Source organism: Planococcus soli (assembly GCF_016881065.1).
Classification (GTDB): domain Bacteria; phylum Bacillota; class Bacilli; order Bacillales_A; family Planococcaceae; genus Planococcus; species Planococcus soli.
In genome coordinates, this window is the sequence record NZ_WXYN01000002.1 from 73,282 (window position 1) to 97,664 (window position 24,383).

24 protein-coding genes are annotated in these 24,383 nt (G+C 46.9%); 18 read left to right on the forward strand and 6 right to left on the reverse strand.

Going from position 1 to position 24,383, the window contains the following annotated elements; translation table 11 throughout:
* The first annotated feature begins 3 nt into the window (after window positions 1–3).
* Window positions 4–1,080, forward strand: coding sequence for an ABC transporter ATP-binding protein (locus GJB59_RS00440; RefSeq protein WP_142829590.1), 1,077 nt, complete (start codon window positions 4–6; stop codon window positions 1,078–1,080).
* A gap of 158 nt (window positions 1,081–1,238) precedes the next feature.
* Here the strand turns inward: GJB59_RS00440 and GJB59_RS00445 are convergent, their stop codons facing one another.
* Window positions 1,239–2,525 carry an NAD(P)-binding domain-containing protein gene (locus GJB59_RS00445; protein WP_142829588.1) on the reverse strand — a complete coding sequence of 429 codons (1,287 nt, stop codon included), beginning with the start codon at window positions 2,523–2,525 and terminating at the stop codon, window positions 1,239–1,241.
* Between the two features lie 95 nt (window positions 2,526–2,620).
* Window positions 2,621–2,935, reverse strand: coding sequence for an ArsR/SmtB family transcription factor (locus GJB59_RS00450; protein WP_142829586.1), 315 nt, complete (start codon window positions 2,933–2,935; stop codon window positions 2,621–2,623).
* Window positions 2,936–3,107: 172 nt separating this feature from the next.
* Between GJB59_RS00450 and GJB59_RS00455 the strand changes: the two genes are divergently transcribed.
* The 6 genes from GJB59_RS00455 (at window position 3,108) to GJB59_RS00480 (ending at window position 8,169) form a co-directional block, all read left to right on the forward strand.
* The gene (locus GJB59_RS00455) at window positions 3,108–3,455 is read left to right on the forward strand and encodes an ArsR/SmtB family transcription factor (protein ID WP_142829583.1); all 348 of its coding nucleotides are present in this window, start codon (window positions 3,108–3,110) and stop codon (window positions 3,453–3,455) included.
* A 70-nt stretch (window positions 3,456–3,525) separates the two neighbouring features.
* Complete coding sequence (gene arsC, locus GJB59_RS00460; protein WP_142829581.1) at window positions 3,526–3,945, forward strand: arsenate reductase (thioredoxin); 420 nt, start codon at window positions 3,526–3,528, stop codon at window positions 3,943–3,945.
* Between the two features lie 20 nt (window positions 3,946–3,965).
* Entirely contained in the window at window positions 3,966–4,343 is a 378-nt protein-coding gene (gene arsD, locus GJB59_RS00465) for an arsenite efflux transporter metallochaperone ArsD (protein WP_142829579.1), read from the forward strand.
* Window positions 4,343–6,112: an arsenical pump-driving ATPase gene (gene arsA / locus GJB59_RS00470; RefSeq protein WP_185960105.1), complete on the forward strand. Its 1,770-nt coding sequence runs from the start codon at window positions 4,343–4,345 to the stop codon at window positions 6,110–6,112. The genes arsD and arsA overlap by 1 nt, the downstream gene beginning before the upstream one ends.
* Window positions 6,113–6,126: 14 nt before the next feature.
* Entirely contained in the window at window positions 6,127–6,399 is a 273-nt protein-coding gene (locus GJB59_RS00475) for an iron-sulfur cluster assembly accessory protein (RefSeq protein ID WP_142829575.1), read from the forward strand.
* A 177-nt stretch (window positions 6,400–6,576) separates the two neighbouring features.
* Entirely contained in the window at window positions 6,577–8,169 is a 1,593-nt protein-coding gene (locus tag GJB59_RS00480; RefSeq protein WP_142829573.1) for a long-chain-fatty-acid--CoA ligase, read from the forward strand.
* Window positions 8,170–8,275: 106 nt separating this feature from the next.
* On the opposite strand, the gene GJB59_RS00485 is transcribed toward GJB59_RS00480, so the two are convergent.
* Window positions 8,276–8,797 carry a DinB family protein gene (locus tag GJB59_RS00485; RefSeq protein WP_142829571.1) on the reverse strand — a complete coding sequence of 174 codons (522 nt, stop codon included), beginning with the start codon at window positions 8,795–8,797 and terminating at the stop codon, window positions 8,276–8,278.
* A 242-nt stretch (window positions 8,798–9,039) separates the two neighbouring features.
* Window positions 9,040–9,855: a DUF1835 domain-containing protein gene (locus GJB59_RS00490; RefSeq protein ID WP_142829568.1), complete on the reverse strand. Its 816-nt coding sequence runs from the start codon at window positions 9,853–9,855 to the stop codon at window positions 9,040–9,042.
* 83 nt (window positions 9,856–9,938) lie between these two features.
* Between GJB59_RS00490 and GJB59_RS00495 the strand changes: the two genes are divergently transcribed.
* The 10 genes from GJB59_RS00495 to GJB59_RS00540 all read left to right on the forward strand — a co-directional run bounded on the left by GJB59_RS00495 (window position 9,939) and on the right by GJB59_RS00540 (window position 20,161).
* On the forward strand, window positions 9,939–10,583 hold the full coding sequence (locus GJB59_RS00495) for a DUF3885 domain-containing protein (protein ID WP_142829566.1): 645 nt from the start codon (window positions 9,939–9,941) through the stop codon (window positions 10,581–10,583).
* 32 nt (window positions 10,584–10,615) lie between these two features.
* On the forward strand, window positions 10,616–11,059 hold the full coding sequence (locus GJB59_RS00500; RefSeq protein ID WP_142829564.1) for an ASCH domain-containing protein: 444 nt from the start codon (window positions 10,616–10,618) through the stop codon (window positions 11,057–11,059).
* A 277-nt stretch (window positions 11,060–11,336) separates the two neighbouring features.
* Window positions 11,337–11,882 (forward strand): hypothetical protein, encoded by a 546-nt coding sequence (locus GJB59_RS00505; RefSeq protein WP_142829562.1) that lies wholly within the window; start codon window positions 11,337–11,339, stop codon window positions 11,880–11,882.
* Window positions 11,858–12,409 (forward strand): dihydrofolate reductase family protein, encoded by a 552-nt coding sequence (locus tag GJB59_RS00510; protein ID WP_142829560.1) that lies wholly within the window; start codon window positions 11,858–11,860, stop codon window positions 12,407–12,409. The genes GJB59_RS00505 and GJB59_RS00510 overlap by 25 nt, the downstream gene beginning before the upstream one ends.
* A gap of 84 nt (window positions 12,410–12,493) precedes the next feature.
* A complete protein-coding gene (locus tag GJB59_RS00515; RefSeq protein ID WP_142829558.1) occupies window positions 12,494–14,227 on the forward strand; it encodes an SMP-30/gluconolactonase/LRE family protein in 1,734 nt (577 codons plus the stop codon).
* Between the two features lie 131 nt (window positions 14,228–14,358).
* On the forward strand, window positions 14,359–15,573 hold the full coding sequence (locus tag GJB59_RS00520; RefSeq protein ID WP_142829556.1) for a Bcr/CflA family efflux MFS transporter: 1,215 nt from the start codon (window positions 14,359–14,361) through the stop codon (window positions 15,571–15,573).
* A 398-nt stretch (window positions 15,574–15,971) separates the two neighbouring features.
* The gene (locus tag GJB59_RS00525) at window positions 15,972–16,724 is read left to right on the forward strand and encodes a TerC family protein (protein ID WP_142829554.1); all 753 of its coding nucleotides are present in this window, start codon (window positions 15,972–15,974) and stop codon (window positions 16,722–16,724) included.
* Window positions 16,725–16,805: 81 nt separating this feature from the next.
* Entirely contained in the window at window positions 16,806–18,170 is a 1,365-nt protein-coding gene (locus GJB59_RS00530) for a phenylacetate--CoA ligase family protein (RefSeq protein WP_185960104.1), read from the forward strand.
* Entirely contained in the window at window positions 18,133–18,372 is a 240-nt protein-coding gene (locus tag GJB59_RS00535) for a hypothetical protein (RefSeq protein WP_142829550.1), read from the forward strand. The genes GJB59_RS00530 and GJB59_RS00535 overlap by 38 nt, the downstream gene beginning before the upstream one ends.
* A gap of 187 nt (window positions 18,373–18,559) precedes the next feature.
* Window positions 18,560–20,161: a pyruvate oxidase gene (locus tag GJB59_RS00540; RefSeq protein WP_142829548.1), complete on the forward strand. Its 1,602-nt coding sequence runs from the start codon at window positions 18,560–18,562 to the stop codon at window positions 20,159–20,161.
* A 52-nt stretch (window positions 20,162–20,213) separates the two neighbouring features.
* Here the strand turns inward: GJB59_RS00540 and GJB59_RS00545 are convergent, their stop codons facing one another.
* Window positions 20,214–22,316, reverse strand: coding sequence for a putative bifunctional diguanylate cyclase/phosphodiesterase (locus GJB59_RS00545; protein ID WP_142829546.1), 2,103 nt, complete (start codon window positions 22,314–22,316; stop codon window positions 20,214–20,216).
* A 166-nt stretch (window positions 22,317–22,482) separates the two neighbouring features.
* Window positions 22,483–23,301, reverse strand: a complete 819-nt coding sequence (locus tag GJB59_RS00550; RefSeq protein WP_236015316.1) for an AraC family transcriptional regulator — start codon at window positions 23,299–23,301, stop codon at window positions 22,483–22,485.
* 232 nt (window positions 23,302–23,533) lie between these two features.
* Here GJB59_RS00550 and GJB59_RS00555 point away from each other — a divergent pair, with 232 nt between their 5' ends.
* A complete protein-coding gene (locus tag GJB59_RS00555; protein ID WP_142829544.1) occupies window positions 23,534–23,920 on the forward strand; it encodes a VOC family protein in 387 nt (128 codons plus the stop codon).
* The last annotated feature ends 463 nt before the right edge of the window (window positions 23,921–24,383 follow it).

Below are 24,383 nucleotides of genomic sequence, written 5' to 3' on the forward strand. Positions count from 1 at the left end.
AATATGAGTGACTTGCGCATTATCAATATTGAAAAGCAATACCCGCAAACCAAACAACAAAAAGATCCTGCCTTTTCTCTGCAGCCAGTTGCACTTACCATTAAAGAAGGCGAATTTTTCTCCTTGCTTGGCCCTTCCGGATGCGGCAAGACGACTCTTTTGAAATTAATCGCGGGACTGATACCCGCAGACAATGGAGAGATCTGGGTTGGCGATGATCACTTAACGGCTGTTGCTCCGGAAGCCCGAAGATTTGCCATGGTGTTTCAGCAATCCCTGTTGTTTCCGCACATGACAGTTGAAGACAATGTAGCATTCGGTTTAAAAATGCAAAAAATCAGCAAAAGGGAGCGGCTGGCTGATGCGCAAAGCATGCTGGAGCATGTTGGGCTCGGTGGATACGGCAGCCGCTTTCCTGACGAATTGAGCGGGGGACAGCAGCAGCGCGTAGCCTTGGCACGGGCTTTGGTTGCCAAACCGCGCTTATTGCTGATGGATGAACCGTTCAGTGCACTGGACCCAAGTCTTCGCGAGGAGATGAGGGAGCTGCTCCGCAGCGTCCAAAAAGAGTTCCATGTTACCGTCCTGTTTGTTACCCATGACCGAGAAGAAGCATTTTATTTGTCGGATCGAATTGGTGTGATGAGTGAAGGAAGGCTTCTGCAAATCGGCAAGCCGAAGGAAATTTACGAACAGCCTGTTAATGTGGAAGTTGCTTCATTTTTGGGACTAAAAAACATTATCAGAGGAACGGTTGCAAATAACCACTTTATTTCCAATGATCAAAGTTTCGAATTTCCTATTCAGTCATCTATTCAAACCAGTCAAAGTGTATTGATTATTCGCCCGGAGACGATTCGGCCAGTTTCAGAAAACATGGTTGAAATTCTGGGATGCGTTTATTTCAAGGGAGTCATTCATCATAAAATATTCAGTCATGGTTATTATTCAGTAAAGGTTCGAATAGGAGAGCATTTACTGATTTGCAATTTCACCAGTCAAGAGGCCGAAAAAATGAACCCTGAACAGCCAATAGACTTAATGATCAACAGCGAAGATATGCGGTTTGTAAACGGTTGAATAGTTGAATAGAAAATAAAAAAAGACTTGCAACCACCAAGCTGAGCAAGTCTTTTTTATTCATATAATGATTTTTCGAATTAATTTATTCATGCTGTTATTCGTTAGCTATTGATGCGCAATTTGGGTAGGTGAATATTTAATGAATAATCCAGTATTTAACAACAGCTGTTTTCAGCGTTTGCTCCTACGATTGTGAAAGAAAGCGGACGACTGCTGCAGACACCGGTTTCCGGAAGATCCAGTTCTACACGTTTGGCGGCTTCCACGTCACCTGAAAGATGGGCCACTACAGAACGCGCTTGCTCAAATCCGGTGGCCATCAGAAAAGTAGGGGCACGTCCGTAGCTTTTGGCTCCGATGATATAGAAGTCTTTCTCTGGCTGACGCAGCTCCTGCTCACCGTGCGGCCGCACGGTGCCGCAGCTATGGACGTTCGGATCGATGAGCGGTGCCAGCGCTGGAACACTTTCAAGTGCGGGATCGAAGGCATAGCGAATCTCGCGCAAGAGTTCAAAATTCGGATGGGCACCTGTATTGGCAACAACTCGGTCAAATGGACCAAGTTTAAACGTGTGGCCGTTTTGTTCGGCACGCAACACGAGATGCTCCTGGTCCAAGTCTACAGATTGGATCAAGCATGAAGTTTGTACATCTATTTGTCCTTTATCCAGTAGGGCTTTTACGCGTTGCCCGAGAGCACCTCGTTCTGGCAAATGATCAGCCTCACCACCGCCCAATGCTTGTTCAATGGATGTTTTTCGGACAATCCAGGTGATATGCGTTTCTGGAAAGTTCTCCTTCAGTGCCACAAGCTCCAACAGGGAATTTAAAGCGGAATGGCCGCTCCCTACCACAGCAACATGCTTATTCTTAAAGCGTTTTTGGTCAGCTCCAAGAATGTCTGGAATGCCGGTATCCACTCCTGCTATAGCTCCAGGTGCACCGCCGGACACTACTGGGTTAGGGTTTTGCCAAGTACCGGTCGCGTCGATCACTGCCCGCGCGAGTATCTTTTCTCGAGTACCTGATCCGTTTTCAACAACCAGTTCAAAGGGTTTTTCCTCACGGGCTGCTGACTTCATTTTATCCAGTCCCTGCCGTTGGATGTGGATGACGCGGCTGTTTAAGTGAATAGAGGGCTCGAGTTCTGGCAATTGGCCAAGCGGCTGCAAATAAAGTCTGGCAACTTCTTCTCCAGTAGGAAGCCCGTTGGAATCCGGCAATGCCAATCCATGCTTTTCGAATAGTTTTTTAGACGCAGCATCGATATTGTAGCGCCACGTCGAGAACAACCGGACATGGCCATACTGGAGAAAATGGGTGCCGAGTGCGGGACCTGCTTCAAATAACACAAACGGTTGCTGATACTGGACCAGGTGGGCAGCTGCTGCTAGTCCTGCAGGTCCGCCGCCGATGATTGCTACGGGTAAAGTGGTGATCATTATTAAACACTCCTTCTATAGTATAAGTTTTCTTTTAATGACGCTGTTACACATATTCACACTAATTTGGTGTGCGGTTATGGGGTATTTAAATATCAGGATCTGATTGTATGGACAAGCTCTTCAGGCAAAAGCCGCTCCAGTTCAGTATTCTCCAGAGCATAATAACTCCATGTTCCTTTTGTTTCCTTCGTTACAAGGCTGGCATTCAACAAGATTTTCAGATGATACGACAATTTTGATTGGGGCATAGCCATTTCATCAACCAAATCACAAACACAAACCGATCCTTTTTGACCAATTAGCTTCAGTAGTTCCAGCCGCTTTGGATCGGCAAGGGCTTTGAATTTTTGAGCATAGACTTCGTATGTTGTATGAATCGCTGCTGTGTGTTCCAGTTGTTGAGCCATTCTAATCCCCACTTTCTTTAAATCAATTTTATTTGATGAATTAAGTGTAATCTCACTTTTATTCCATTGCAAGTTATAAATCAGTTTTTTTTGATTTATAGTGAAAGTCTTCTATCACGATTGACTTATATAACTGAATCGTTATATACTAAGCGCGAAGGAGTGGATCCGAATGGAGACTTTAATAAGACAATCTGCATCTGACGTTACCGTGTGCTTAAAAGCAGTCAGCGATCCAACCCGTCTATTGATGATGAAGCTGGTGGAGACAAATGAATTGTGTGTCTGCCAATTTGTCGAGATGTTTGACATGAGCCAACCGGCCATCAGCCAGCATCTGCGCAAGCTAAAATCTGCGGGACTCGTAAAAGAAAACAGAAGAGGGCAATGGCGGTTTTATTCCATGAATCAGGAATCTGTTCATGCACCGCTGCTGCAAAATATTTTAAGCTATATTGAAGATGCCGATCCACAGTTGTTGGCCTTGCGTGCCAAAGAAATGCCTGTGGATTGCTGTTAATAAAGAAACTGACTAAAACTATAGAGCGATGAAAGCTGTTTACACGCTGCTAAAAAGGAGAACTCACGATATGACGAAAAAAACCATCTATTTTTTATGTACCGGAAATTCATGCCGCAGCCAAATGGCTGAAGGCTGGGCAAAACAGCATTTAGCAGGAGAGTGGGATGTCTACAGTGCGGGAATCGAAGCCCACGGTTTAAACCCGAATGCAGTAAAAGCGATGAACGAAGTGGACATTGATATTTCTACCCAGTCTTCGGACATTATTGATATGGACTTGCTGAACAATGCAGATTTCGTGGTTACGCTTTGCGGCGATGCGGCGGATAAATGCCCGATGACACCGCCTCACGTAAGACGCGAACATTGGGGCTTTGAAGATCCTGCGAAAGCACAAGGAACTGAAGAAGAAAAGTGGACCGTGTTCCAAACCGTCCGTGATGCAATCGGCACGCGCATCGAAACCTTCGCTAAAACTGGAAACTGAACGTTAAAGGAGAATGACTGATGACAAAAGTGACGATATACGATCCGGCTATGTGCTGCGATACCGGTGTTTGCGGACCCGTTGTGGATCCGAAACTGACCGCTGTGGCAGCCGCTGTTTTTTCACTTGAGAAAAAGGGCTTTAGCATCAAACGTTTCAATTTAAGCAACGATCCGGCTGCTTTTGTGGAAAATAAGAAAGTCAACGCACTGTTGTTTGAAAAAGGCATCGAGTCGCTGCCAATGATTTTGGTCGACGGCGAAGTCGTTAAAACAGGAGACTACCCGACAGTAGAGGAATTCGCTGAGTGGTTCGGAGTGGATGCTGCGGAATTGCAGACGGTTAAACAGCCAAGCAACCCGCTGAATGTCACAATCGCATCATCTGGTGCAAAATGATGACACAGACTTTCCAACCAGCCCATGTAAGCGGGACGCCGTTTCTGTTTTTTACAGGAAAAGGCGGCGTCGGTAAGACGTCAACCGCATCAGCAACAGCTGTAGCTTTAGCAGACACCGGCAAGCGGGTACTATTGGTCAGCACAGACCCCGCATCAAACCTGCAGGACGTTTTCGGCATGGAATTAACAAATGAACCGCAAGCAGTTGGGGGGATCCAGAATTTGTTTGCGTGCAACCTGGATCCAGAAGAAGCTGCCCGCACTTACCGTGATTCTGTTGTTGGCCCTTACCGCGGCAAGTTGCCGGAAGCAGTCGTCAACCAGATGGAAGAACAGCTGTCTGGCGCTTGCACAGTTGAAATTGCCGCATTCGATGAATTTACAAAACTATTGGCCGATGAACGGGTCATGGACGACTACGATCACATCCTCTTTGATACGGCACCAACTGGCCATACGTTGCGGCTTCTGAAGCTGCCAACTGCATGGAGCGGCTTTTTGGACGAGTCAACACACGGTGCGTCTTGTCTAGGCCCACTGGCAGGACTTGATGCCAAAAAGGATCTTTATGCCAAAACGGTACAGGCGTTATCCGATTCCAACCAAACAACACTCGTCCTGGTCCCACGTCCGGATACTGCTTCTTTTAAAGGAGCGTACCGTGCGTCTCAGGAGCTCCAAACCATCGGCATTGACAATCAGGTATTGATCTTGAATGGCGTTTATTCACCGGTTCAAAATGAAGATAAGGTATCTGGTGCATTCGCACATCAGCATGAACTAGCGTTAATCGAAATGCCAGCTCATTTGAAGAGCCTGCCGGCATACACCTTGCCATTCGTGGCGTTTTCGTTGACCGGCATTGCCAATTTACAGCGCTTGTTCAATGAGCCAAAATGGCGTCCCGCTGCGGCGGAAAACGCCGATCATCCACTAGCTGAATTGAATAGTTTAAAGGATATGGTGGAACATTATTCAACGCAGAATACGCGCGTCATTTTAACCATGGGCAAAGGCGGCGTCGGCAAAACGACTGTTGCATCCTTGCTCGCTGTCGGGTTGGCGGAAAAAGGCCACCACGTGCATTTGACGACGACAGATCCTGCTGCTCATCTGGCGGACCGCTTTGAAGGAACGGGCGGAGACAACTTGACCGTTTCGCGAATCGACCCTGAGCTGCAAGTGGAATCTTACAAAGCACAAGTTATGGAAGCTGCCGGGCCGTTAGACGATGAGGCACGTGCCTATTTGGAAGAAGACCTGCGTTCACCATGTACGGAGGAAATTGCCGTATTCCGTGCATTTGCGGAAGTGGTAGCCAAAGCGGACAAGGAAATTGTTATCATCGATACCGCTCCGACTGGCCATACCTTGTTGCTGCTGGATGCAACGCAAACCTATCATAAAGAGCTGGAGCGCTCGACCGGAGAAATACCGGTAAGCGTCCAAAATTTGCTGCCGCGTCTGCGCAATCCGAAGGAAACGGATGTCTTGCTTGTGACCTTGCCGGAAGCGACTCCGGTTTTTGAAGCGGCGCGTCTGCAACAGGATTTGAAACGTGCCGGAATCCAAGCAAAAAACTGGATCATTAATCAAAGCCTAGCCGGCACAGGAACGACTGAAGCGCTCTTACAGGCAAAAGCGTATAGTGAATGGCCGTGGATCCAAAAAGTCAGCAGCGAACTGGCTGAACGGACAGTCTTGATTCCGTGGCAGGCACAAGACAGCATCGGCTATGATAAAATGAAACAACTCGTTACTAAATAAAAGGGGGATTTTAGATGAATATCACACAACCAGCTAAAGAAATGCTTTTGGAATCCATGAAAGAAAACACGGCAGAAGGCATCCGCTTTTATTTCGCGGGGCAAGGCTGTTGCGGACCGCAATTCGGCTTGTCAATGGATGCACCGGAACAAGGCGACGTCATTAAAGAAGTCAACGGCATCCGTGTGGCGCTTGATGAACGTGTCAGCACGATGGTAAACGAAGTATCGCTTGATTTTAAAAATGGTGGATTGGTACTGGAAGGCCTTCCTGAAAGCAATTGCTAAATTGTACATCCGCCAGTCATTACAAAACCGGCAGCTCCTTTTTTCGAGAGCTGCCGGTTTTTTCTTTATCTGCCTGAATTGTCAATCCATTCCGAAAACTGTATTGACACAGATTCGAGAGCTACCTATACTTGATCTATAACAGTTGCTGAATTTAAAGACGAGAGGGGCCAAATTATGATTGCACCACTAACACCAATCGATTGGAAACGAAGAGCCATCAAGTACTATCCAGAAAAAGTTGCGATCATTGATGAAGAAAAAACCTTTACATACAAGGAATTCGGCGATCGGTCAGACCGTTTGGCGTTCGCTTTGCACCAGTCAGGCATTCAGGAAGGTGAACATGTCGCAGTTATGCTGCCGAATACGCATTATATGCTGGAATGCTTTTATGGCATCAGCCAGATCGGCGCGGTCATGGTGCCGCTCAATTACCGGTTGGCCGCAAAAGACCTTGAATACATCATTAACCACAGTGATGCGAAAACCCTAATCGTAGATGCGGGGTTTGGCAAATTGATTGAAGACATTCAGGATAAGCTGCCAATTGAGAAATTCATTGTAGTGGAAGTCGATGGCCATGAGTCAAAAATTAAAGGTATATCTTACGAGGATTTTATTCTTGTAGACAGCCGATTTATGCTTCCTGAAGTGAGAATCGATGAAAATCAGATGCTGACACTGAATTACACGAGCGGCACCACTTCTAATCCGAAAGGGGTCATGCTGTCGCATCGCAGCAATTACTTGAATGCCGCCAACTTTCTTTACCATTTGAAAGTGGTGCACGATGATGTCTATCTGCATACATTGCCAATGTTCCATGCCAATGGCTGGGGCGGTGTATGGGCAATTACTGCAGCAGGAGGTACGCATGTCTGCCTGCGAAAAGTCGATCCACCACTCATCCTTGAGCTGTTTGAAACACACAAAATTTCCGTGCTGTGCGGTGCACCGACGGTAGTCAATATGCTGGTCAATGAACCAAAAGCGAAAACCATCAACATCACCACCAACCCACGAATGGGGACAGCTGGGGCTCCGCCTGCTGCTGCATTGATCGGCAAGGCGCAAGACCTGCTCGGTTTGAATATGATGCATGTCTACGGTTTGACTGAAACTTCGCCATTCATTTTGTACAACGAATGGAAAAAAGAGTTTGACGACAAAACACCGGATGAACAAGCAACCATCAAAGCGCGGCAAGGCATCGAGCTGGCGTTTAACGGTGAAACCAAAGTCGTCAACCAGGAAGATGGCAAAGAAGTCGAGTGGAATGGCAAAGAATTGGGCGAAATCATTACCCGAGGCAACGTCGTGATGAGCGGCTATTACAAAGATCCCGAAAAAACCGCAGAAGCGATCAAAGATGGCTGGTTTTATACAGGGGACTTGGCTGTCACTTATCCGGACGGCTACATTGAAATCCAGGACCGGATCAAGGACATGATCATTTCAGGGGGGGAAAACATTTCCTCTACTGAAATTGAAGGGGTCCTGTACAAGCATCCTGATGTTATGGAAGTTGCAGTTATCGCAGTACCGGACGAGAAATGGGGAGAAGTGCCAAAAGCCATCATCGTCCTGCAAGCGGGAGCAACCGTGACTGAACAGGAAATCATCAGCTACACACGCGACAATATGGCGCATTTCAAAGCACCAAAGTCGATCGAGTTTGTCGAGGCACTGCCGAAGACGGCTACTGGCAAGCTGCAGAAATTCCGTTTGCGTGAAATGTATTGGAACGGACCGAAGAAAGTGAATTGAAGTTTCGAATATGACTGAAAGAAAACGTCCTTTACATGCCTTGCGCATGTAAAGGACGTTTTGCTTCTTTGCCAAATTAATTGGGAATAATTTTGAGTGGATAGTTCTATTGCTTATTTTTTAACTGCCTTAAAATTGTCCTAATCTGTCCACGATGGCTGATTTCATCTTCCATTACGTGAAACCACAGGTAATAGTTGTTATAGGGAATGCCATTACCCCATTTGTTCTCTTCGAATAACCAGCTGTCACTTTGAGACTCCAATAGCTGCAGTGTAACCATTCGGACCCGTTGCAGTCTGTCTATATAAAAATCTACGGAATGCTCCTTGATATTGGCTCTCGCTCTGGCACCAAGTTCCAAAGAAATTCCCCACTTTTCAACCTCACTTTCGGTCAATTCCCTGTTATTAAATGAACCTATTTGGTGTACAAATTCGATCGAGACAATATGCAGCAGCAGGGAAGCGACAGAATTTGCCCCCTTACCCGGTAAGTAGTCAAGTTCAGCTTGAGTTAGCTCAGAGATTTCACTTAAGGTTACGTTTCGAGTGTGTTCGAGCATGGAAACAAGTTCGCCAATCTTTTCAGTATAAAAGTTTGCAGAAACGATTCGGTAATCAATCATGTATACACATCCGTTTCTTTTCTTGAGGCACGATAAATTATTCGTTACAATGAATTCTCTTTTTTCATTTTACGAAATTTATAAACAAACGAAATTGACGAAACTCGGCGGGAGGGGAATCGTGAAAAAACTAATTATTCTCATTATACGCTATTTGATTGGAAATTAAATGGCGGGTTAAGAAAAATTTGGATATAGTGGTAGAAGGCATCTGTTAGTTGCATACAGCCTTTCAGATTTGATTAGCGCGTCACTTTGACTTTGTAAGAAAGCATAGAGTGAAGATTGCCTTGATAAGCTAATTTGCCATTTTGGATCAAAGAGCGGATCCGGTAATCGATCCACATGTCAGAAAGGGTCTGCTCTGATAAACCAAGAACTTCACCGACAATGCGAATGGCATCCACATATTCGCTTTCCGGCGATTGAGCAAGGTTATTTTTGATACAGTCTACAATAAAAGCATCTTCTCGTGTTTCTTCATCTTCTGCAATTTCGTTCTCACGCCAAGAGCGGAGCAGGCTGCTGCTGTGGAGCAACTTTGCTCCGTCTTTTTCAAAAGCGTTTCTCATTTTTTCTGTCATCCTAACGGAGGAATATCTGTAGAAATGCGCCAGTTGTTTACCGCTGCATTCACCCGAATGCCGTATAGTTTGTTGCAGCTCTAAACCCTTTAAACATTCATTCATCGCATACTGTGTATTTACCATATTAAGCTCAACTTGTTTGTCTGCAAGCAAAAAGCATGAGATCCGAAGTCCAATTTGTTCTGCTGCGTTGCTGCAGGTCCAAATGGTCACTTTTTCTCCAATTCTGATGTTTTGCAATGTCTCTAAAGAATTCATATACAATTCTGCATGTTGATTAAAGCGCTCTCTTGTAGGATTGAATGAATGCACAATCCAGTCAGCCCGTGCTGAAACTCCTCTTTTATTATGAATCTGCTTAATAGGTCCTACAGAGAAATCAATCGGTATTTCAATAATTAGGTGCCCCAATCGATGAAAAACACTTTTCAAACTTGCAGTGGCAGATGCTCCAATGCCAACATGAATCATGTGGAAAACTCCTTTGGTTTAACATATTTATCCAACAATTATTATAGATGGTAACATAATTTTTTTTAGGATGGTGCGAGTAAATGAACAATTCTCCCGAAAGTTATTTAGCTACCCACTTCAATGGTCTTCAATTGGAACCTGCTTTGTTTTATGAATGGCAAAACAGTATTCGCTTCGAAATTTCCAATCCACAAATCGAATATGACGACCCTGCAGTGATGCAGCAGGCTTTCTACCGCTCCATAACTTTATTTAATCAAGTATTCGCGCCATTGGATGACATTCTTGTTGTGACAGACGTGGCCACAAAAGCAAATAATAACTTTCTACATCACAAGCCTTTGAATGTTTACCGGAAATATATAAAAGAGCAAAGAATATTGGACCAACTGCAACTTCAAGAGCGTGATAACACGGAAGAAGAGGTAAAGATTTACCGTTTTTGGTTAGGCTGCAAAAAGGGTGATGTCCGTTATCCGCAGTTATTGCGGGCACTCTGCTATGAAGATTTTAGACATTCTTCCAGTATCCTGAAAAGTAATCCGGAAAGCGGTTCAAATGTTTATTTCATTAACCAGACCAAAAAGATTATTTTTCATCTTTACGATGATCGGGGTTGTGATATTTTAGCAGCAGACAAGGAAGACATTCGCTTTTTATATAATGAATATAATGAATGGATTTTAAACTACGATAGAAAAGAAATAGATTCGACTTTTAGGTGATTGAAAAAAATGAATAACAAAGGGGTGTTTTTATGAATGAAATCACAGAATTTTTTTGGAATGACTATTGGATGCAACAAAGTCAAAAACCGCTTGATGAATATGACGCCTTCCAATTTGGTGCGGATGCCGATCGTTTAGCCGAACTAGTCGCAACAGGGATGAAAACCGCCACTTGTTCAGCGCATATTCTTTATGAATTGGAAGGCGAAGCTGTACCGCAAATTCACCAATATAGCGTAGTGCTCGATGCCAAGAATTTGCCGGTTGCCATCATTCAAGTCACGAGCGTGGCTTTGGTTCCCATGAACAAAGTACCGGAAGAATTTGCGTTGGCAGAAGGCGAAGGCGATTATGCATATTGGTGGGATGCACACAAGCTATTTTTCACACAGGAGTTGGCTGTGCACGGACTGAGCTATTCTGATAATCTGCTCCTTGTCTGTGAGCGATTCAAGGTCGTTCATAAAGTATAGGTGATAATAAAAGATTGTTTTTACTATAAATGTAGTTATCTACTTAAGGGTTTATCATTAAAAATCAAAAACGTCAACAACAAAAAAATAACTACTATAAGGATCCCTGTATAAAAGAGGAACAAAACAAGTGCATAACGAATATTAAATACTAAAATACCCGAAAGAGTACAAATAAGTCTTGCTCTCATTGCAGCAATTGTTATTTTGATGATGCTTGTTGGGATTTTCGGGGCAAATACTGTTTAACTAAACCCAAAAAACAGGAGGAAAGTAGATGGATAGAATCGAAAGGCAATTTTCTGTGTTGTTTTCGGATGAACAAAGTCCGTATTTTCAAGTAGATCCATCGCTGCGAGTGGCTTTTCCTTTCCAACAGTTAAAAGGAAAGACATGTTTCCAAAGAGCTTTCACGGAATTTTTGTTTGCCGGAGATTCACAAATCGATCTTACTTTTTTAAAGTCCTATGCCAGTGGGACAAGCAAGCATTTCCACAGCTTTGAAAAACAATCCTTGCACCAAACCATTTGCATTCAAAACTGGCGTGAGGATGTTGTACTAAAGCAGGACGATACGGTCCGATTGAGTTACGCAACGATACAAGATCTCGCCATACCCGAAGTTCTTGCCTATATTAAATCAATTGTGCGCGGCAAAAAATCTTCTTTTATCGCCTTTTACAATGCTCGCTATTTACTGACTGTCGATGATGATGAATGTGTCGTGATTTCCAAGACTAGAGAAGACTTGCATGCTGTACAGAATTTTATCCAAGAAATCGAAGAGGAGAGATCTACATGGCGAAAGTCTATTTTGGCATGATTGTTTCACTTGATGGATTTGTCAACGATCGCGATGGTAAAATCGGAACTTTGTACGAAAGCTACAAACCGCACGCCGCGACTCAGAAAGCTGATGAAAATACAGGAGCCGTTGTCATGGGACGCAACAGTTTTGAGATGGCTGAAGACACGGATGGCTATGCCGACCACTATGAATTTCAAGTGCCGCTGTTTGTGTTGACCCATAATCCTCCGGTTAAACATCCGAAAGAAAACGACAAATTAACCATTACCTTTATAACGGAGGGCATCGAAGAGGCTATCCGTCAGGCGAAAATTGCCGCTAATGGCAAAGATGTTTTGGTATTGGGCGCGAACGTCTGTCAACAGTTGCTTCGGGCCAATTTGGCAGATGAATTGCAGATTGCTTTTGCCCCTGTATTGCTTGGTAAAGGGGTCCGCTTTTTTGAGCACCTGGAAGAACATGAAATTTACTTGGTAAAAAGCAGGGTGATTGAAACCGACAAACAAGTGGAAGTTTGGTATAAAGTCTTGCAGCAAAAATAGCGGCTACCTTTTAGATTCATCAATCGCGAATAATACTATTCACTCGAATGCCAGTTTCTCCAACAGAAATGGATGTGACGCAGCATGCGGAAAAAGTCAGTGATTTCAGCGTTTATCTGGTTTCGCGGTGACATTCTGCGAGAACAGGAACTGGCTTATTGGCGCAGTTTCTTTGCACAAAAAGCAGCGAGAACTAGAGGAGTTGTGGAATACCTCCAGCATCATTTTGAATTAGACCAGCCTGGACAATGGCCGTCCATTGCCGGAATCGATACCGTTATTCGTCCCCACCAGCGAATGGATGGCGTAGAAGAAGTTGTTTTGGAGACAGGTGCCGTTAAGCAGCAACGAAAGCTGATCGAATCAGCGGGAGCATTTAAGAAAATCGAGTTGCACGTGACGGATTTAAAAAATAGCAGAAGTCTGAATCGTTCATCGCCAAGTCCAAAAAGAAACTACCAGGAAGTTGTGTTGATTCGACGAAAGCCTTTTATCCGGCCTCAAGACTTCCAAGCTTTTATTTCACAGGTACTGGTTCCGGCACTTGCGAAAGCTCCAGGCATTTCGAACATACACTATCACCTACTGGAGGCTGAACAGCGTCGCAAAAACCAATCAAGTTACCAGGCCATGCTGATACTCGGCGCAGCGGACGCTTCTGCGTTGAAACAGGCACTGGCTACAGCGGATTTTTGGATGACAACATCTGCACAGCAAGCCCATTGCGAAGCAATACACAGCTATCCCGTAGCAGACAGTTATCTTTTTACAATGAGCGGCAGGCCCACTTTGCCGCAAATTAAACCGGAGCGCAAGCCGCGTTTAGATCCAGTCCGCCGTAAATTTGTGCCTGCCCCGCCACGCGCCAGGCACAAATTTGGCCAATCGCCATTTCCGTCAGCACGGCGAATCCCGCTCAGTGGCTACGGACCTGAAGATGTGGTTGCGGATAATCGGGGCCGATTGCTGTGCGGTGTAGCGGACGGACGCATTTTACGCATTGATCCGGAACAACATCTGGAAGAAACCATCGGCCATACCGGTGGCCGCCCGTTAGGCCTTGAATTTTTGCCGAATGGGCAGTTATTGGTATGCGACGCTCATAAAGGACTGCTTCGATTGAACACCGAGACAGGAGTCGTGGAGACGCTCGCCCAGTACGTGGACGGGGTCCCGCTCCGGTTTTGTTCAAATGCCGCTGCGGCCAAAGATGGAACCATCTGGTTTACAGAGTCCACCAGCCGCTACGACTTTGAACAGTATACGGGTGCTATGCTCGAACACCGGCCGTCCGGACGCCTTTTTAAACGAAGCCGAGACGGACAAGTGGAAGTGGTTCTGACAGGACTGCATTTTGCTAACGGACTGACGCTGTCAAACGATGAACAGGCCGTTATTTTCTCTGAAACGGATGGCTACCGAATGTCACGGTTTTGGATCGATGGACCCCGAGCCGGAACACTTGAGCTCTTGGCAGAAAACTTGCCAGGGTTTCCGGATAACCTATCCCGCATGCAAAACGGCAAGTTCTGGGTGGCGATGGTGACAAACCGCAATTTGATGCTCGACCGGCTCGGCTCCATGCCAGGCTTCCTCCGCAAAGGGCTGTGGCGAATTCCAGAGCGCTGGCAACCGAAAGGATTTGAAACAGCCTGGACGATGCAGTTTGATGAACAAGGAAACTGCCTGTGGGATCTGCAGCATTCGGCGATTGGCTACCACGGCGTGACTGGAGTTGCCGAGTCGGACGGCACATTGTATCTGGCCAGCACAGAAGAAGATGCGTTGCTGGTGCTCCCCTTAAACCAGTCAAATTAAATTTCATAGGACTAAAAAATGGTTTGTTTCAAAAATGAAATCGACCATTTTTTTCGATAGCGTTACACCTTTCACTGAAATATTGTATAGTTAGTAAGGATTTATTTAGAAGTGAAAGGTGTTTTCTTATTATGTTGCAGAACCCCAAAGGGAAAAAACGGCTCGGTTTGGCCTTGATCCTCAGCATGTTGGGAGTCTTGGCGCCGCTGAACATCGATATGTATTTGCCGGCTTTTCCAGCAATCGCAGACGAGTTGGATGCGCATGTGTCGCTCGTCCAGCTGAGCTTGACGGCTTGCCTCATCGGCCTCGCTGCTGGCCAAATTGTGGTAGGGTCTTTCAGTGATGCCGTCGGTCGGCGCAAACCGCTGATTGTCTCCGTCATTTTGTTTGCACTGGCTTCGGTCCTTTGTGCCGTTGCCCCGAATATCGAAACGCTGATTGCCGCCCGGTTTCTTCAGGGCTTTACCGCATCAGGCGGTGTCGTAATTTCCAGAGCAATCGTCAGTGATGTTTTTACGGGACGTGAAATGACAAAGTTCTTTGCCTTGCTGATGGTCATCAACGCAGTGGCTCCGATGGCCGCTCCGATTGCAGGCGGCGGCATCCTGGCTTTGCCGTTTGCAGGCTGGGAAACGATATTTTATTTTCTCGGCTTGCTTGGGTTGATAATGGTGGTGGTCGTCATGTTCCGGCTGCCGGAAACTTTGCCGCCGGAAAACCGTGTACCAAGCTCCATCGGCCATTCCCTCCGAACAATGGGAAGCTTGTTTAAGGCACGTCCTTTTATCGGCTACGCGCTTGTAGTCGGGCTGATCCACGGCGGCAGTTTTGCCTATGTTGCCGGTACACCTTTTGTCTACCAGGAAATTTACGGGGTGTCCCCGCAAACTTTCAGCGTACTGTTTGGCATCAACGGACTGGCAATGATTCTCGGCAGCTTTATCATCGGCAAGTTCGGCGGCATTGTTTCCGAACACCGCCTGCTTCAGGGAGCTGTAATTGTAGCCGTCATTGCGACATCTGTACTGTTGGTTATGACAATCATCCAAGGGCCGCTGGCATCTCTTGTCACATCGATTTTCATTTACATGATCGCCATCGGCATGATTTTCACCAGTTCCTTTACGCTGGCGATGCGCGGCCAGGGTCACCGCGCAGGCAGTGCCAGCGCGGTAGTCGGCATGCTGCCACTGGTCATTGGTGCACTGGTGTCACCGCTAGTCGGCATTAACGAAACGTCGGCAGTTCCAATGGGAGCCATCCTGTTCGGCACATCCGTTCTCGGCATGTTTGCCTTTTTCGGGTTAACCGGACATAAGCAAAAAATCACGATGACTAAATGAATAGAGTCATTCAGAAGATTACAGCATGAAATTTCTCAGAAACAGGAGCAGGAAGAGCAATCTTCCGCTTCTGTTTTTTGATTTTTTCATTTTGAAAAATAACTGCCTTTTCCTGTTTAATTGAAATCGGAATGGTGGTATAAACTACTAAAGAAGACTTTGGATAAAGAATATTTTTCAGCCCGTGATGTGAGATGCAGCTGTCTGGAACTGCGCAAACTGAATGGATTGCCCCGCAGCCAAGGGGGAGTAGCTGGAGGATTACCTTTTTCACAATCGTCAGGACATGATGATCCGTCATCATCGGTTGTGATGGCATAGAACATGCTCAGCGAGACCTTTGCCTAGTAGTTAGGCATGGGTCTTTTTTGGTTGATGTGAAAAGGAGGAGACTGGCAATGGAAGTTCTGGTACTGCAATATGCATGGATTTTGCTGGTGCTGATCGGCTTGGAAGGCTTGCTTGCAGCGGATAATGCCGTGGTGATGGCGGTCATGGTCAAGCACTTGCCGAAACCGCAGCAGAAAAAGGCGTTGTTTTACGGATTGTCGGTAGCGTTCCTGTTCCGGTTTTTGGCTCTATTTGCGATTACGCTGCTGGTCAACATTTGGCAAATCCAGGCCCTTGGTGCAGCTTATCTGTTGTTTATTGCGGCCAAGCATCTGTTTGACCAGAAAAAGCATCAAAACCACCCACTCGACAAACACCGTGGGCATTCAGGATTCTGGATGACTGTATTAAAAATTGAAGTGGCCGATATCGCTTTTGCGGTGGATTCCATGCTGGCAGCTGTGGCATTGGCACTGACGCTGCCGCATTGGGGAACGTTTACCATCGGCGGCATCAACGGGGGGCAATTTTCCGTGATGATTGCCGGCGGCTTGATCGGGGTCGTCTTGATGCGCTTTGCGGCCCATAAGTTTGTCCGTTTGCTGGAGCGCTATCCGCAGCTTGAAACCGCGGCATTTATTGTCGTGGGCTGGGTCGGAGTCAAATTGGCCGTCTTGACTCTTTCCCACGAAAAAATTGCCGTGCTGCCGCATGACTTTCCGCATTCGTTGCTGTGGACGGTGTTCTTTTGGTCAGTGATGATTGGCATTGTCGCTGCAGGTGCCTTAATGAGCGTGAAGCAAAATGAGAGGGACGGCTAGTGCAAAGATGTTGTCCCGCTCTAGCTGCTGCGTGATAAACTGATGGCAACACCATCCGATGGTTGGAAAGGGGCAAATCGTATGAAAGGCATGGGACTTTTTCGCGCATTGCGCACGACCCATCGTTCACGGACCATGACCCGGCAGCAATTGCACTTACTGCAGCAAGAGCGCCTCGCGCGCTTAATCCAGCACGCCCAAAAACACAGCCCCTATTTCGAAAAGCGGCTGGGGCCCCTGAGCGTCCCGCTGCGTTTAGAAGATTTGCCTGTCACCGAAAAGCATGAACTGATGAATCATTTTGACGAATGGCTCACGGACCGGTCCGTCTCGAAGCGCGACATTGAGAGCTTTATGGAAACCACCGATAATATCGGACGGAAGTTGAATGGCCGATACCTGGTCAACACGACCTCGGGCTCTACGGGGCATCCGGCCATTGTACTGTATGACAAAGCTACCATGAACGTCGTATCAGCCATTGCCATATTGCGCGGTGTTGCAAGACGGGAGGACTTGCTGGCTTTTTTGAAAAATGGCAAACGCACGGCCGGCTTGTTTGTGGACGGCGGCTTTTACCTTGGCAATGGCACGGTGCGCTGGAATCAGCTGCGCATGCCGTGGAGAAAAAACCAGATCATTGTCGATGTGCGGCAGGACACCGCCGCTATCGTTCAGAAATTGAACGATTTTCAGCCGGCGCTGCTCGGCGGCTACCCGACCGCATTGGAACTGCTGCTGCCGGAACAGCAGAGCGGCAATCTTCATATTGCACCAGTGCTGATCATGGCCGGCGGGGAGCACTTGAGTGCCGAACTGCGCATGCGACTCCAGCAAACTTTCGGATGCACTGTCCAATCAACTTATGCCTGCACAGAAGCCGGGACCATTGCCTGTGAATGCGGGGAAGGGCGCTATCACCTTAATGAAGACTGGCTCATCGTTGAAGCCGTCGACTTTGAATTCCAGCCAATCGCAGACGGGTTGGCTGCAGAACAGCTGCTGATCACCAATTTGTTCAATTACACGCAGCCGTTTATCCGCTATGTGTTGACAGACCGTGCGACAATCCATTCCGACCCGTGCCCGTGCGGCAGAGCGACGCGGTGGATCGAACTGGAAGGCCGGACGGATGACATCCTGCATTTTGCTGACAACATTAAAGTTTCCCCGCTGTCATTCCAGTCCATGATTGCTGAAAGTGCCCCGATCGAGCGGTTTCAGCTGATTCAGCATAACGAAAACAAACTGGAACTGCGCCTGGAGGCACAAGACCGGGAAGCTGCCTTTGCAGCCGCAGAAGGGAGGCTGCAGTCGTTTTTCCGCGACCACAGCCTGCAGGTCGATATTTTTCTATCTGACAAAATGCCGCAAGTCCATTCGAAGAGCGGGAAGTTTAAACACATTTATGCAAACACGGACTACCTGCCGGAAAGATGCACATGAAAAAGTTCTTTGGTTCCTTGCTTGGCGGGTTATCATTTGGCGGATGCTGGCCCTTTGGTGGATGAGCTACGACAGCGTCCGCTACAGCCAGTTTAACGTCGCCGGAGAGGACGAAGTCATTGTTCGTGAAATGGATTTTGACTTTGTATTTTACGCTACACTTTTAGCAGAAGCTGCAGCTGTCGGTATGTATGCCATCTGAAGCTGGATAGAACGAAAGCGGGAAGAGGGGTCTTACCGCGACTATAGAAACCGCCCCAAGTAAAAAAAGAGCTCCGTTACAAAGCGGAGCTCTTTTTTTTCATTGCTGCACGTTTAACTCCAGCGAGCGGGAGGTATGAGCTAGAGATAAGGCTTGTACGAAACCTTAGAAAGCGGGGGATGTCCAGATGTTTGAACAGACAGCAGGAAGCCACGTCGTCGAATTGCTGAAAGCGTGGAACGTTGATCATATTTACGGAATGCCGGGAGACTCCATTAACGAGTTAATGGAAGAGCTGCGAAAAGAAGAGCAGATCCGGTTTATCCAAATTCGCCATGAAGAAACAGGAGCACTAGCGGCATCTGCCTATTCCAAACTGACCGGCAAGATCGGGGTTTGCTTGTCTATTGCAGGTCCCGGAGCGGTTCATCTGCAGAACGGCCTGTATGACGCCAAAAAAGACAAAACACCTATGCTCGCCATTATCGGCCAGGTCAGCAGCGATTTAGTCGGCACCGACAGTTTCCAGGAGCTGAAAATGGAGTCGCTGTTTGAGGAAGCGACGGTCTACAACCGGCGCGTCCAAAAGGCGGAGCAGCTGCCGGATATGCTCAACCAGGCAATCCGGACGGCCTATGCCGAATCAGGGCCGGCGGTGCTGATTGTCTCCGATGACCTGTTCGGCACCAAAATCAAGCGGGACAAAGCGCTGACCTCACCGGCTTATGCCAAACCGCACATCCGGGCAGCGGAAGAGGACTTGCAGTCGGCGTTGAAATTGCTGCAGGCGGCGAAAAAACCGGTGATTTTGGCCGGCAAAGGGGCAGCCGGCGGAACGGCACAAGTGCTGGCATTTGCGGAAAAACTGAAAGCACCACTGATCGCTTCCTTCCCGGCGAAAGGGCTGATTCCCGATGACCACCCGCACAACCTCGGACAATTGGGCCAGCTCGGCACCGATCCTGCAGAACAAGCGATGAAAGAAACCGACCTGTTGATCTTGGCAGGAACGGCGTTTCCCTACCGCGACTACTTGCCTGACGACGTGCCGGCCATTCAAATTGATGTCGATTCGAAAGCAATCGGCAAGTATTATCCGGTCTTGGTCGGCCTGGTCGGTGAACTTGCGCCAGCTGCAGCTTGGCTGACGGCACATTTAGAAGACAAGGAAGATGTTTTCTTGTTGAAGTATCAGGAGAAGCGCAAAGAGTGGCACGACACGCTGCACAGTGACATGTCCAAAGAAACCGAACGTCTGCAGCCGCAGCACGTCATCGCCGAAGTGCAGGCCATTTTGGAGCAGGATGCGGTCGTGTCGCTTGATGTCGGCAGTGTGACCTTGTGGGCGGCGCGTTACCTGCAGCTGACTCAGCAGCGGCTTGTCGTGTCGGCGTGGCTTGGTACCATGGGCTGTGGGTTGCCGGGTGCCATTGCCGGAAAACTGGCATATCCGGACAAACAAGTTGTGTCGCTGCTCGGTGACGGCGGCTTTTCCATGGGCATGCAAGATTATGTCACGGCCGTCAAATACGGCTTGCCGATGATCCTGGTGGTGTTCAATAACCAGAAAATCCAGCTCATTGAACACGAGCAGGAGGAAATGGGCCACAAAGCAACCGAAACCGAGCTGGCCAATATTGATTTTGCGGCGTTTGCGCATGCCTGCGGCGGAGAAGGCTATACCGCGAAAACCCGAAGCGAGCTGAGAGACGTGCTGGCAAAAGCCAAAGTCAGCCGGAAACCGGTGGTCATTGATGCTTATGTGGAAGACAGTGCACCACCTTCTTAATAAAAAATGAAAAAAGTCGACCGGAAAAATTCGGTCGACTTTTTTATGTGGGTCATTTCTTAAATCGCATGTTTAGGTCATGCAGTTCAGCAGGCAGGGGACGGCCAAAATAATAGCCTTGGCCTTCGTCGCATTGTTGGCTTTGCAGGAACGTCAATTGGGCAATATCTTCAATGCCTTCTGCCACGACCGTCATGTTGAGTTGATGCGCCAGTGAAATGATGCTGGCCGTGATGGCTTTGCCGTTCAAATCTGTGCTGATGTCTTCGACAAAACTGCGGTCGATTTTGACGCGGTCAAACGAGAATTGCCGCAAATAGCTGAGCGACGTGTAGCCGGTGCCGAAATCGTCAATCGACATGGAGACGCCCAATTCTTTTAAGCTTTGCAAACTGCATTTGAGGAGTTCGGTATCCACCAATAAAATGCTTTCGGTCACTTCCAGTTCCAGCCACTTGGCGCTCAGTCCGGTTTCTTCCAGGATGGCCTTGACGGTTTGGACGAAATTGAGTTGCTGCAGCTGGATGGTCGAGATGTTGACACAGATTTTAATTGGCGGATAGCCTTGGTCCTGCCAGGCTTTATTTTGTGCACAGGCGGTATGCAGGACCCAGCGGCCAATGGAAACAATTTGCCCGGTTTCCTCAGACACCGGAATAAAGCGGTCGGGCGGCACCAAGCCCAGTTCCGGGTGGTTCCAGCGGATCAAGGCTTCCATGGCACTCAGCTGTCCACTTTTCAAATCGGTGATGGGCTGGTAATAGAGCACCATTTCCTGTTTCGTAATGGCCGATTTTAATTCTCTTTCAATTACCAGTCGATCTGCCGACTGTTGATCCAGTTCTTCGGAATACACTGTATATTGATTGGTCTTGTATTTTTTCGTGTAGTACATGGCAGCATCCGCTTTTTTGATCAGCGCATCCACGGTTTCGTCCGGTCCAATGCTGAAGGCGATGCCAACGCTCGCTGAAATGGAGACAGAGTGGCCCAACGCTTCGAACGGTTTAGCCAAGGCTTCATGTAGCTCTTCTGCCAAGCGGTAAACCTGTTCCTGATCGAGGTTCGGCAACAGCACCGCAAATTCATCTCCCGCAAAGCGTCCCACCGTATCGCTCTCGCTTACACTGTCCAGCAGCCGTTGTGCAATATCCTTTAAGAACGCATCGCCAAACTCATGGCCGAATGAATCATTGATGAATTTAAATCGATCCAAATTCAGCGACAGCACGGCGGGTTGATGTTTTTCGCGATCGGCCGTTTGGATCGCTGTCTTTAGCCGGTCCTCAAATAATTTGCGGTTGGGCAGACGGGTCAGCGGATCGAAAAAGACCAAGCCTTCCATCAGCTTTTTGTAGCTGATTTCATCGGTGATATCTTTGGCAATGCCGTAGGCACCGATGATGTTTCCGCCTGCTTTCATCGGAAAGTTGGTCACCAGCAGATTCCGCTTCTCCCCATCTTTCCGGATAATGGTAACGTCATACGTACTGGTAATGCCGTTCAGGGCATCGGTGAAATGAAGATGGGCGATAGGGAGATCTTCTAAAACAAGCAAAGGCGCAAAAGTAAGTTGAAGAATTTCCTCGATGGAGTAGCCGGACAGAGTCTCGCACCCCGGATTAGCTGTTTTAAACTTCCCTTCGATGTCGAAAGTGAAGATAGCATCCGGATTGTAGGCAAAAAGGGAATTCAGCCGTTCTTCATTTTCCATTAACTGCAGATTGGCCGTCACTTCTGCCGTAATATCAATAACGGTTCCAAACAGGACATTTTTACCTTGCCATTTCTTTTTCGTCGAATGGATCTCGACATGGCGTACCTGCCCGTCACTCCTGTATGCTCTGACACGATAGCGTGCATACGCATCTTGTGCCGCATATTCTGTCAACATTCGTGTTTGAATGACAGCCAAATCTTCGGGATGAATTAAATTTTCTGGATTAATGCGGCCGCTCAGCAAATCTTCTTCACTGTAGCCGACTAGCTCGCAAAAATGTTTATTTACATAAGAGTAGGTCCGACCTGTGACAATATACATGCTGACGGGTGCCTGATGGATCATCCCATCAAATAACTCCTCGTAAAGCAGGTCATGCGACAAGGATAAGTTATTAATTACGGAGGTTTTTAAGTTGTTTTTGTCGTTTTTCATCAGTATGGCCTCCTGTTAATCTAAACTGCAGCAGTTAAAAATTGAAGTCTTGCAAATACATGTTGTTCGTTGCAACAATATGATTTCTTTATATGTATGATAAAGTATTTTTCAAACTAATACCATTTATATTTTAATTTAACAAAATAGGCATCATTTTTGTAAATCAAGCTTTAGCGGATGATTCCAAGCGGTAGTGTCTCGGAGTCATGCCGACCGCTTTCTTAAACGCTGCCTGGAATTGCGTGTCGCTCTTATAGCCAATAGCACGAGCAATCGCCGCCACAGGTCTCTTCGTGGTGGTTAGCAGCTGTTTTGCCGTGTCCATGCGGCAGGAAATGATGTACTGGAGGGGGCTCATGCCCGTTTGTTGTTTAAAGAGACGCGCCAGCTGGTATTTGGTTAGGCCAAACCGATTGCCAAGACCATCAAGCGAAAGGGAGCGGCAATGGTTTTCTTCCATGAAATGCCGGATCTCCTGAATGATGGTGAGATCTGATAAAGAGATGGCATTGTTGGGATTTAGGGAGCGGTTTAGCAACAGCAAGATCAACTCAATGAGGTGACAGGCCATTAGTCCGGAATTTAATTGGGGGTGAGCGGATTCCAGTTGCAGTTGGGCCAATAGCGCTCCTAATCCGTGAAGATCACTGACTGGAACAACAGGCGGCAAGTCGGCCTCAGGAACCTGCAATGAGGAACGGTTTCGAATAAAGGAAAGAGAGTACCCGCTATGCTGTTCTGAAGCGGCAAACTCCAATTCATGCCAGGTATCTGGACGGATGAGCAAAGCCGCGCCTGTTGGCACTGTATAGGGTTTATGGTCAAGCTGGCATTCGATTTTCCCTTCTAATACCAGCAGCAGTTCCATCGTTTCTGGATGACGGTGAAGGGTTTGGCGCTGTGAGTGTCCTTTTGGTATGGTAAAGGATTGGATGGAATGAAAAATGAAAGGATGATGTGAGATGTCCTGGACAAGGGGCAAAGTGATCGCTCATTTCTGTTTTTCTTATATTCTAACAAGAATCAATAAGAAATTCTGTATAATATCGGTATATTTTTAATTTAGGCAGACCGAATCGCAAGAATTAATAAGAATCTCAAAAAGGGGCGGTAATCATGGCAGATATTATGCGTTAAAAGTGTATTTTCACTATGAATATTCTGATAATTGGCATAAAATCGAATGGAAGAAACGAATAAGGAGGTGAAAAATCGTGAAAGAATTGTGGATCAATTTACCGGTAAAGGATTTAAGCAAATCACGAACGTTTTTCAGCGATATCGGCATGGAAATCATGGATGGAGGAGAAGGCAGCAATCAAATGGTCGGAATGGTCGTCGGCACTCATCAGGTGCATGTCATGTTGGTGCAAGACGAGCGGTTTGAAAGCTTTACACACAACGCGCTGACGGATACCGATCAGTCAACAGAGGCGTTATTTTCGATTTCAGTCGACACAAAAGAAGAACTTGAGGAGATTATTGGAAACGTCAAACAAGCAGGCGGATTCGTATTTGGCGAGCCGACAGAACGAGACGGATTGTATGGCGCAGGATTTGCAGATTTGGACGGACACCGATGGAATTTGCTGGTGATGTAGCTATGCAGCAAGTTAACAGGAATGCGTATTAAATTACTGATGATTTATGCATAAGCTGAACATGGTCTAAGTTATTGAAAACTGGATCTGACAATTAATAATTGCTGAAGAATTCTCGGTGATGTAAAAATTCTTCAGCAAAAGGATCCAGATGAAAAACTCACTGAATACGCAGCAGCGCAAAGTTAAACACCGCATAAACGCAAATTCGTAAAACGAGCCTGAAATAACCAAAAAATTGGTTTCGTCTCACTGTCATGAGTATACTTATTGAATGAAACGTTACTTCCGATAATTTATATTATGTAAACTTAAATGAAATTTATAGAAAGCACAGATTCAACCTCTCGCTTCTTCTGTAATGTACAAGGACAAGAACCTCTGATTATTAACTGCATTACTTACAAAGCTTTTTAAACAAACTTGAGTATTGCGGAACGAAAAAGCCACTTGTGCGGAGTTT

Excerpts from the sequence above, each read along its gene's own strand:
- GJB59_RS00440 (WP_142829590.1), top strand. The coding sequence starts at position 4 with ATGAGTGACTTGCGCATTATCAATATTGAAAAGCAATACCCGCAAACC.
- GJB59_RS00445 (WP_142829588.1), bottom strand. The coding sequence starts at position 2,525 with ATGATCACCACTTTACCCGTAGCAATCATCGGCGGCGGACCTGCAGGA.
- GJB59_RS00450 (WP_142829586.1), bottom strand. The coding sequence starts at position 2,935 with ATGGCTCAACAACTGGAACACACAGCAGCGATTCATACAACATACGAA.
- GJB59_RS00455 (WP_142829583.1), top strand. The coding sequence starts at position 3,108 with ATGGAGACTTTAATAAGACAATCTGCATCTGACGTTACCGTGTGCTTA.
- arsC (WP_142829581.1), top strand. The coding sequence starts at position 3,526 with ATGACGAAAAAAACCATCTATTTTTTATGTACCGGAAATTCATGCCGC.
- arsD (WP_142829579.1), top strand. The coding sequence starts at position 3,966 with ATGACAAAAGTGACGATATACGATCCGGCTATGTGCTGCGATACCGGT.
- arsA (WP_185960105.1), top strand. The coding sequence starts at position 4,343 with ATGACACAGACTTTCCAACCAGCCCATGTAAGCGGGACGCCGTTTCTG.
- GJB59_RS00475 (WP_142829575.1), top strand. The coding sequence starts at position 6,127 with ATGAATATCACACAACCAGCTAAAGAAATGCTTTTGGAATCCATGAAA.
- GJB59_RS00480 (WP_142829573.1), top strand. The coding sequence starts at position 6,577 with ATGATTGCACCACTAACACCAATCGATTGGAAACGAAGAGCCATCAAG.
- GJB59_RS00485 (WP_142829571.1), bottom strand. The coding sequence starts at position 8,797 with ATGATTGATTACCGAATCGTTTCTGCAAACTTTTATACTGAAAAGATT.
- GJB59_RS00490 (WP_142829568.1), bottom strand. The coding sequence starts at position 9,855 with ATGATTCATGTTGGCATTGGAGCATCTGCCACTGCAAGTTTGAAAAGT.
- GJB59_RS00495 (WP_142829566.1), top strand. The coding sequence starts at position 9,939 with ATGAACAATTCTCCCGAAAGTTATTTAGCTACCCACTTCAATGGTCTT.
- GJB59_RS00500 (WP_142829564.1), top strand. The coding sequence starts at position 10,616 with ATGAATGAAATCACAGAATTTTTTTGGAATGACTATTGGATGCAACAA.
- GJB59_RS00505 (WP_142829562.1), top strand. The coding sequence starts at position 11,337 with ATGGATAGAATCGAAAGGCAATTTTCTGTGTTGTTTTCGGATGAACAA.
- GJB59_RS00510 (WP_142829560.1), top strand. The coding sequence starts at position 11,858 with ATGGCGAAAGTCTATTTTGGCATGATTGTTTCACTTGATGGATTTGTC.
- GJB59_RS00515 (WP_142829558.1), top strand. The coding sequence starts at position 12,494 with ATGCGGAAAAAGTCAGTGATTTCAGCGTTTATCTGGTTTCGCGGTGAC.
- GJB59_RS00520 (WP_142829556.1), top strand. The coding sequence starts at position 14,359 with ATGTTGCAGAACCCCAAAGGGAAAAAACGGCTCGGTTTGGCCTTGATC.
- GJB59_RS00525 (WP_142829554.1), top strand. The coding sequence starts at position 15,972 with ATGGAAGTTCTGGTACTGCAATATGCATGGATTTTGCTGGTGCTGATC.
- GJB59_RS00530 (WP_185960104.1), top strand. The coding sequence starts at position 16,806 with ATGAAAGGCATGGGACTTTTTCGCGCATTGCGCACGACCCATCGTTCA.
- GJB59_RS00535 (WP_142829550.1), top strand. The coding sequence starts at position 18,133 with ATGCAAACACGGACTACCTGCCGGAAAGATGCACATGAAAAAGTTCTT.
- GJB59_RS00540 (WP_142829548.1), top strand. The coding sequence starts at position 18,560 with ATGTTTGAACAGACAGCAGGAAGCCACGTCGTCGAATTGCTGAAAGCG.
- GJB59_RS00545 (WP_142829546.1), bottom strand. The coding sequence starts at position 22,316 with ATGAAAAACGACAAAAACAACTTAAAAACCTCCGTAATTAATAACTTA.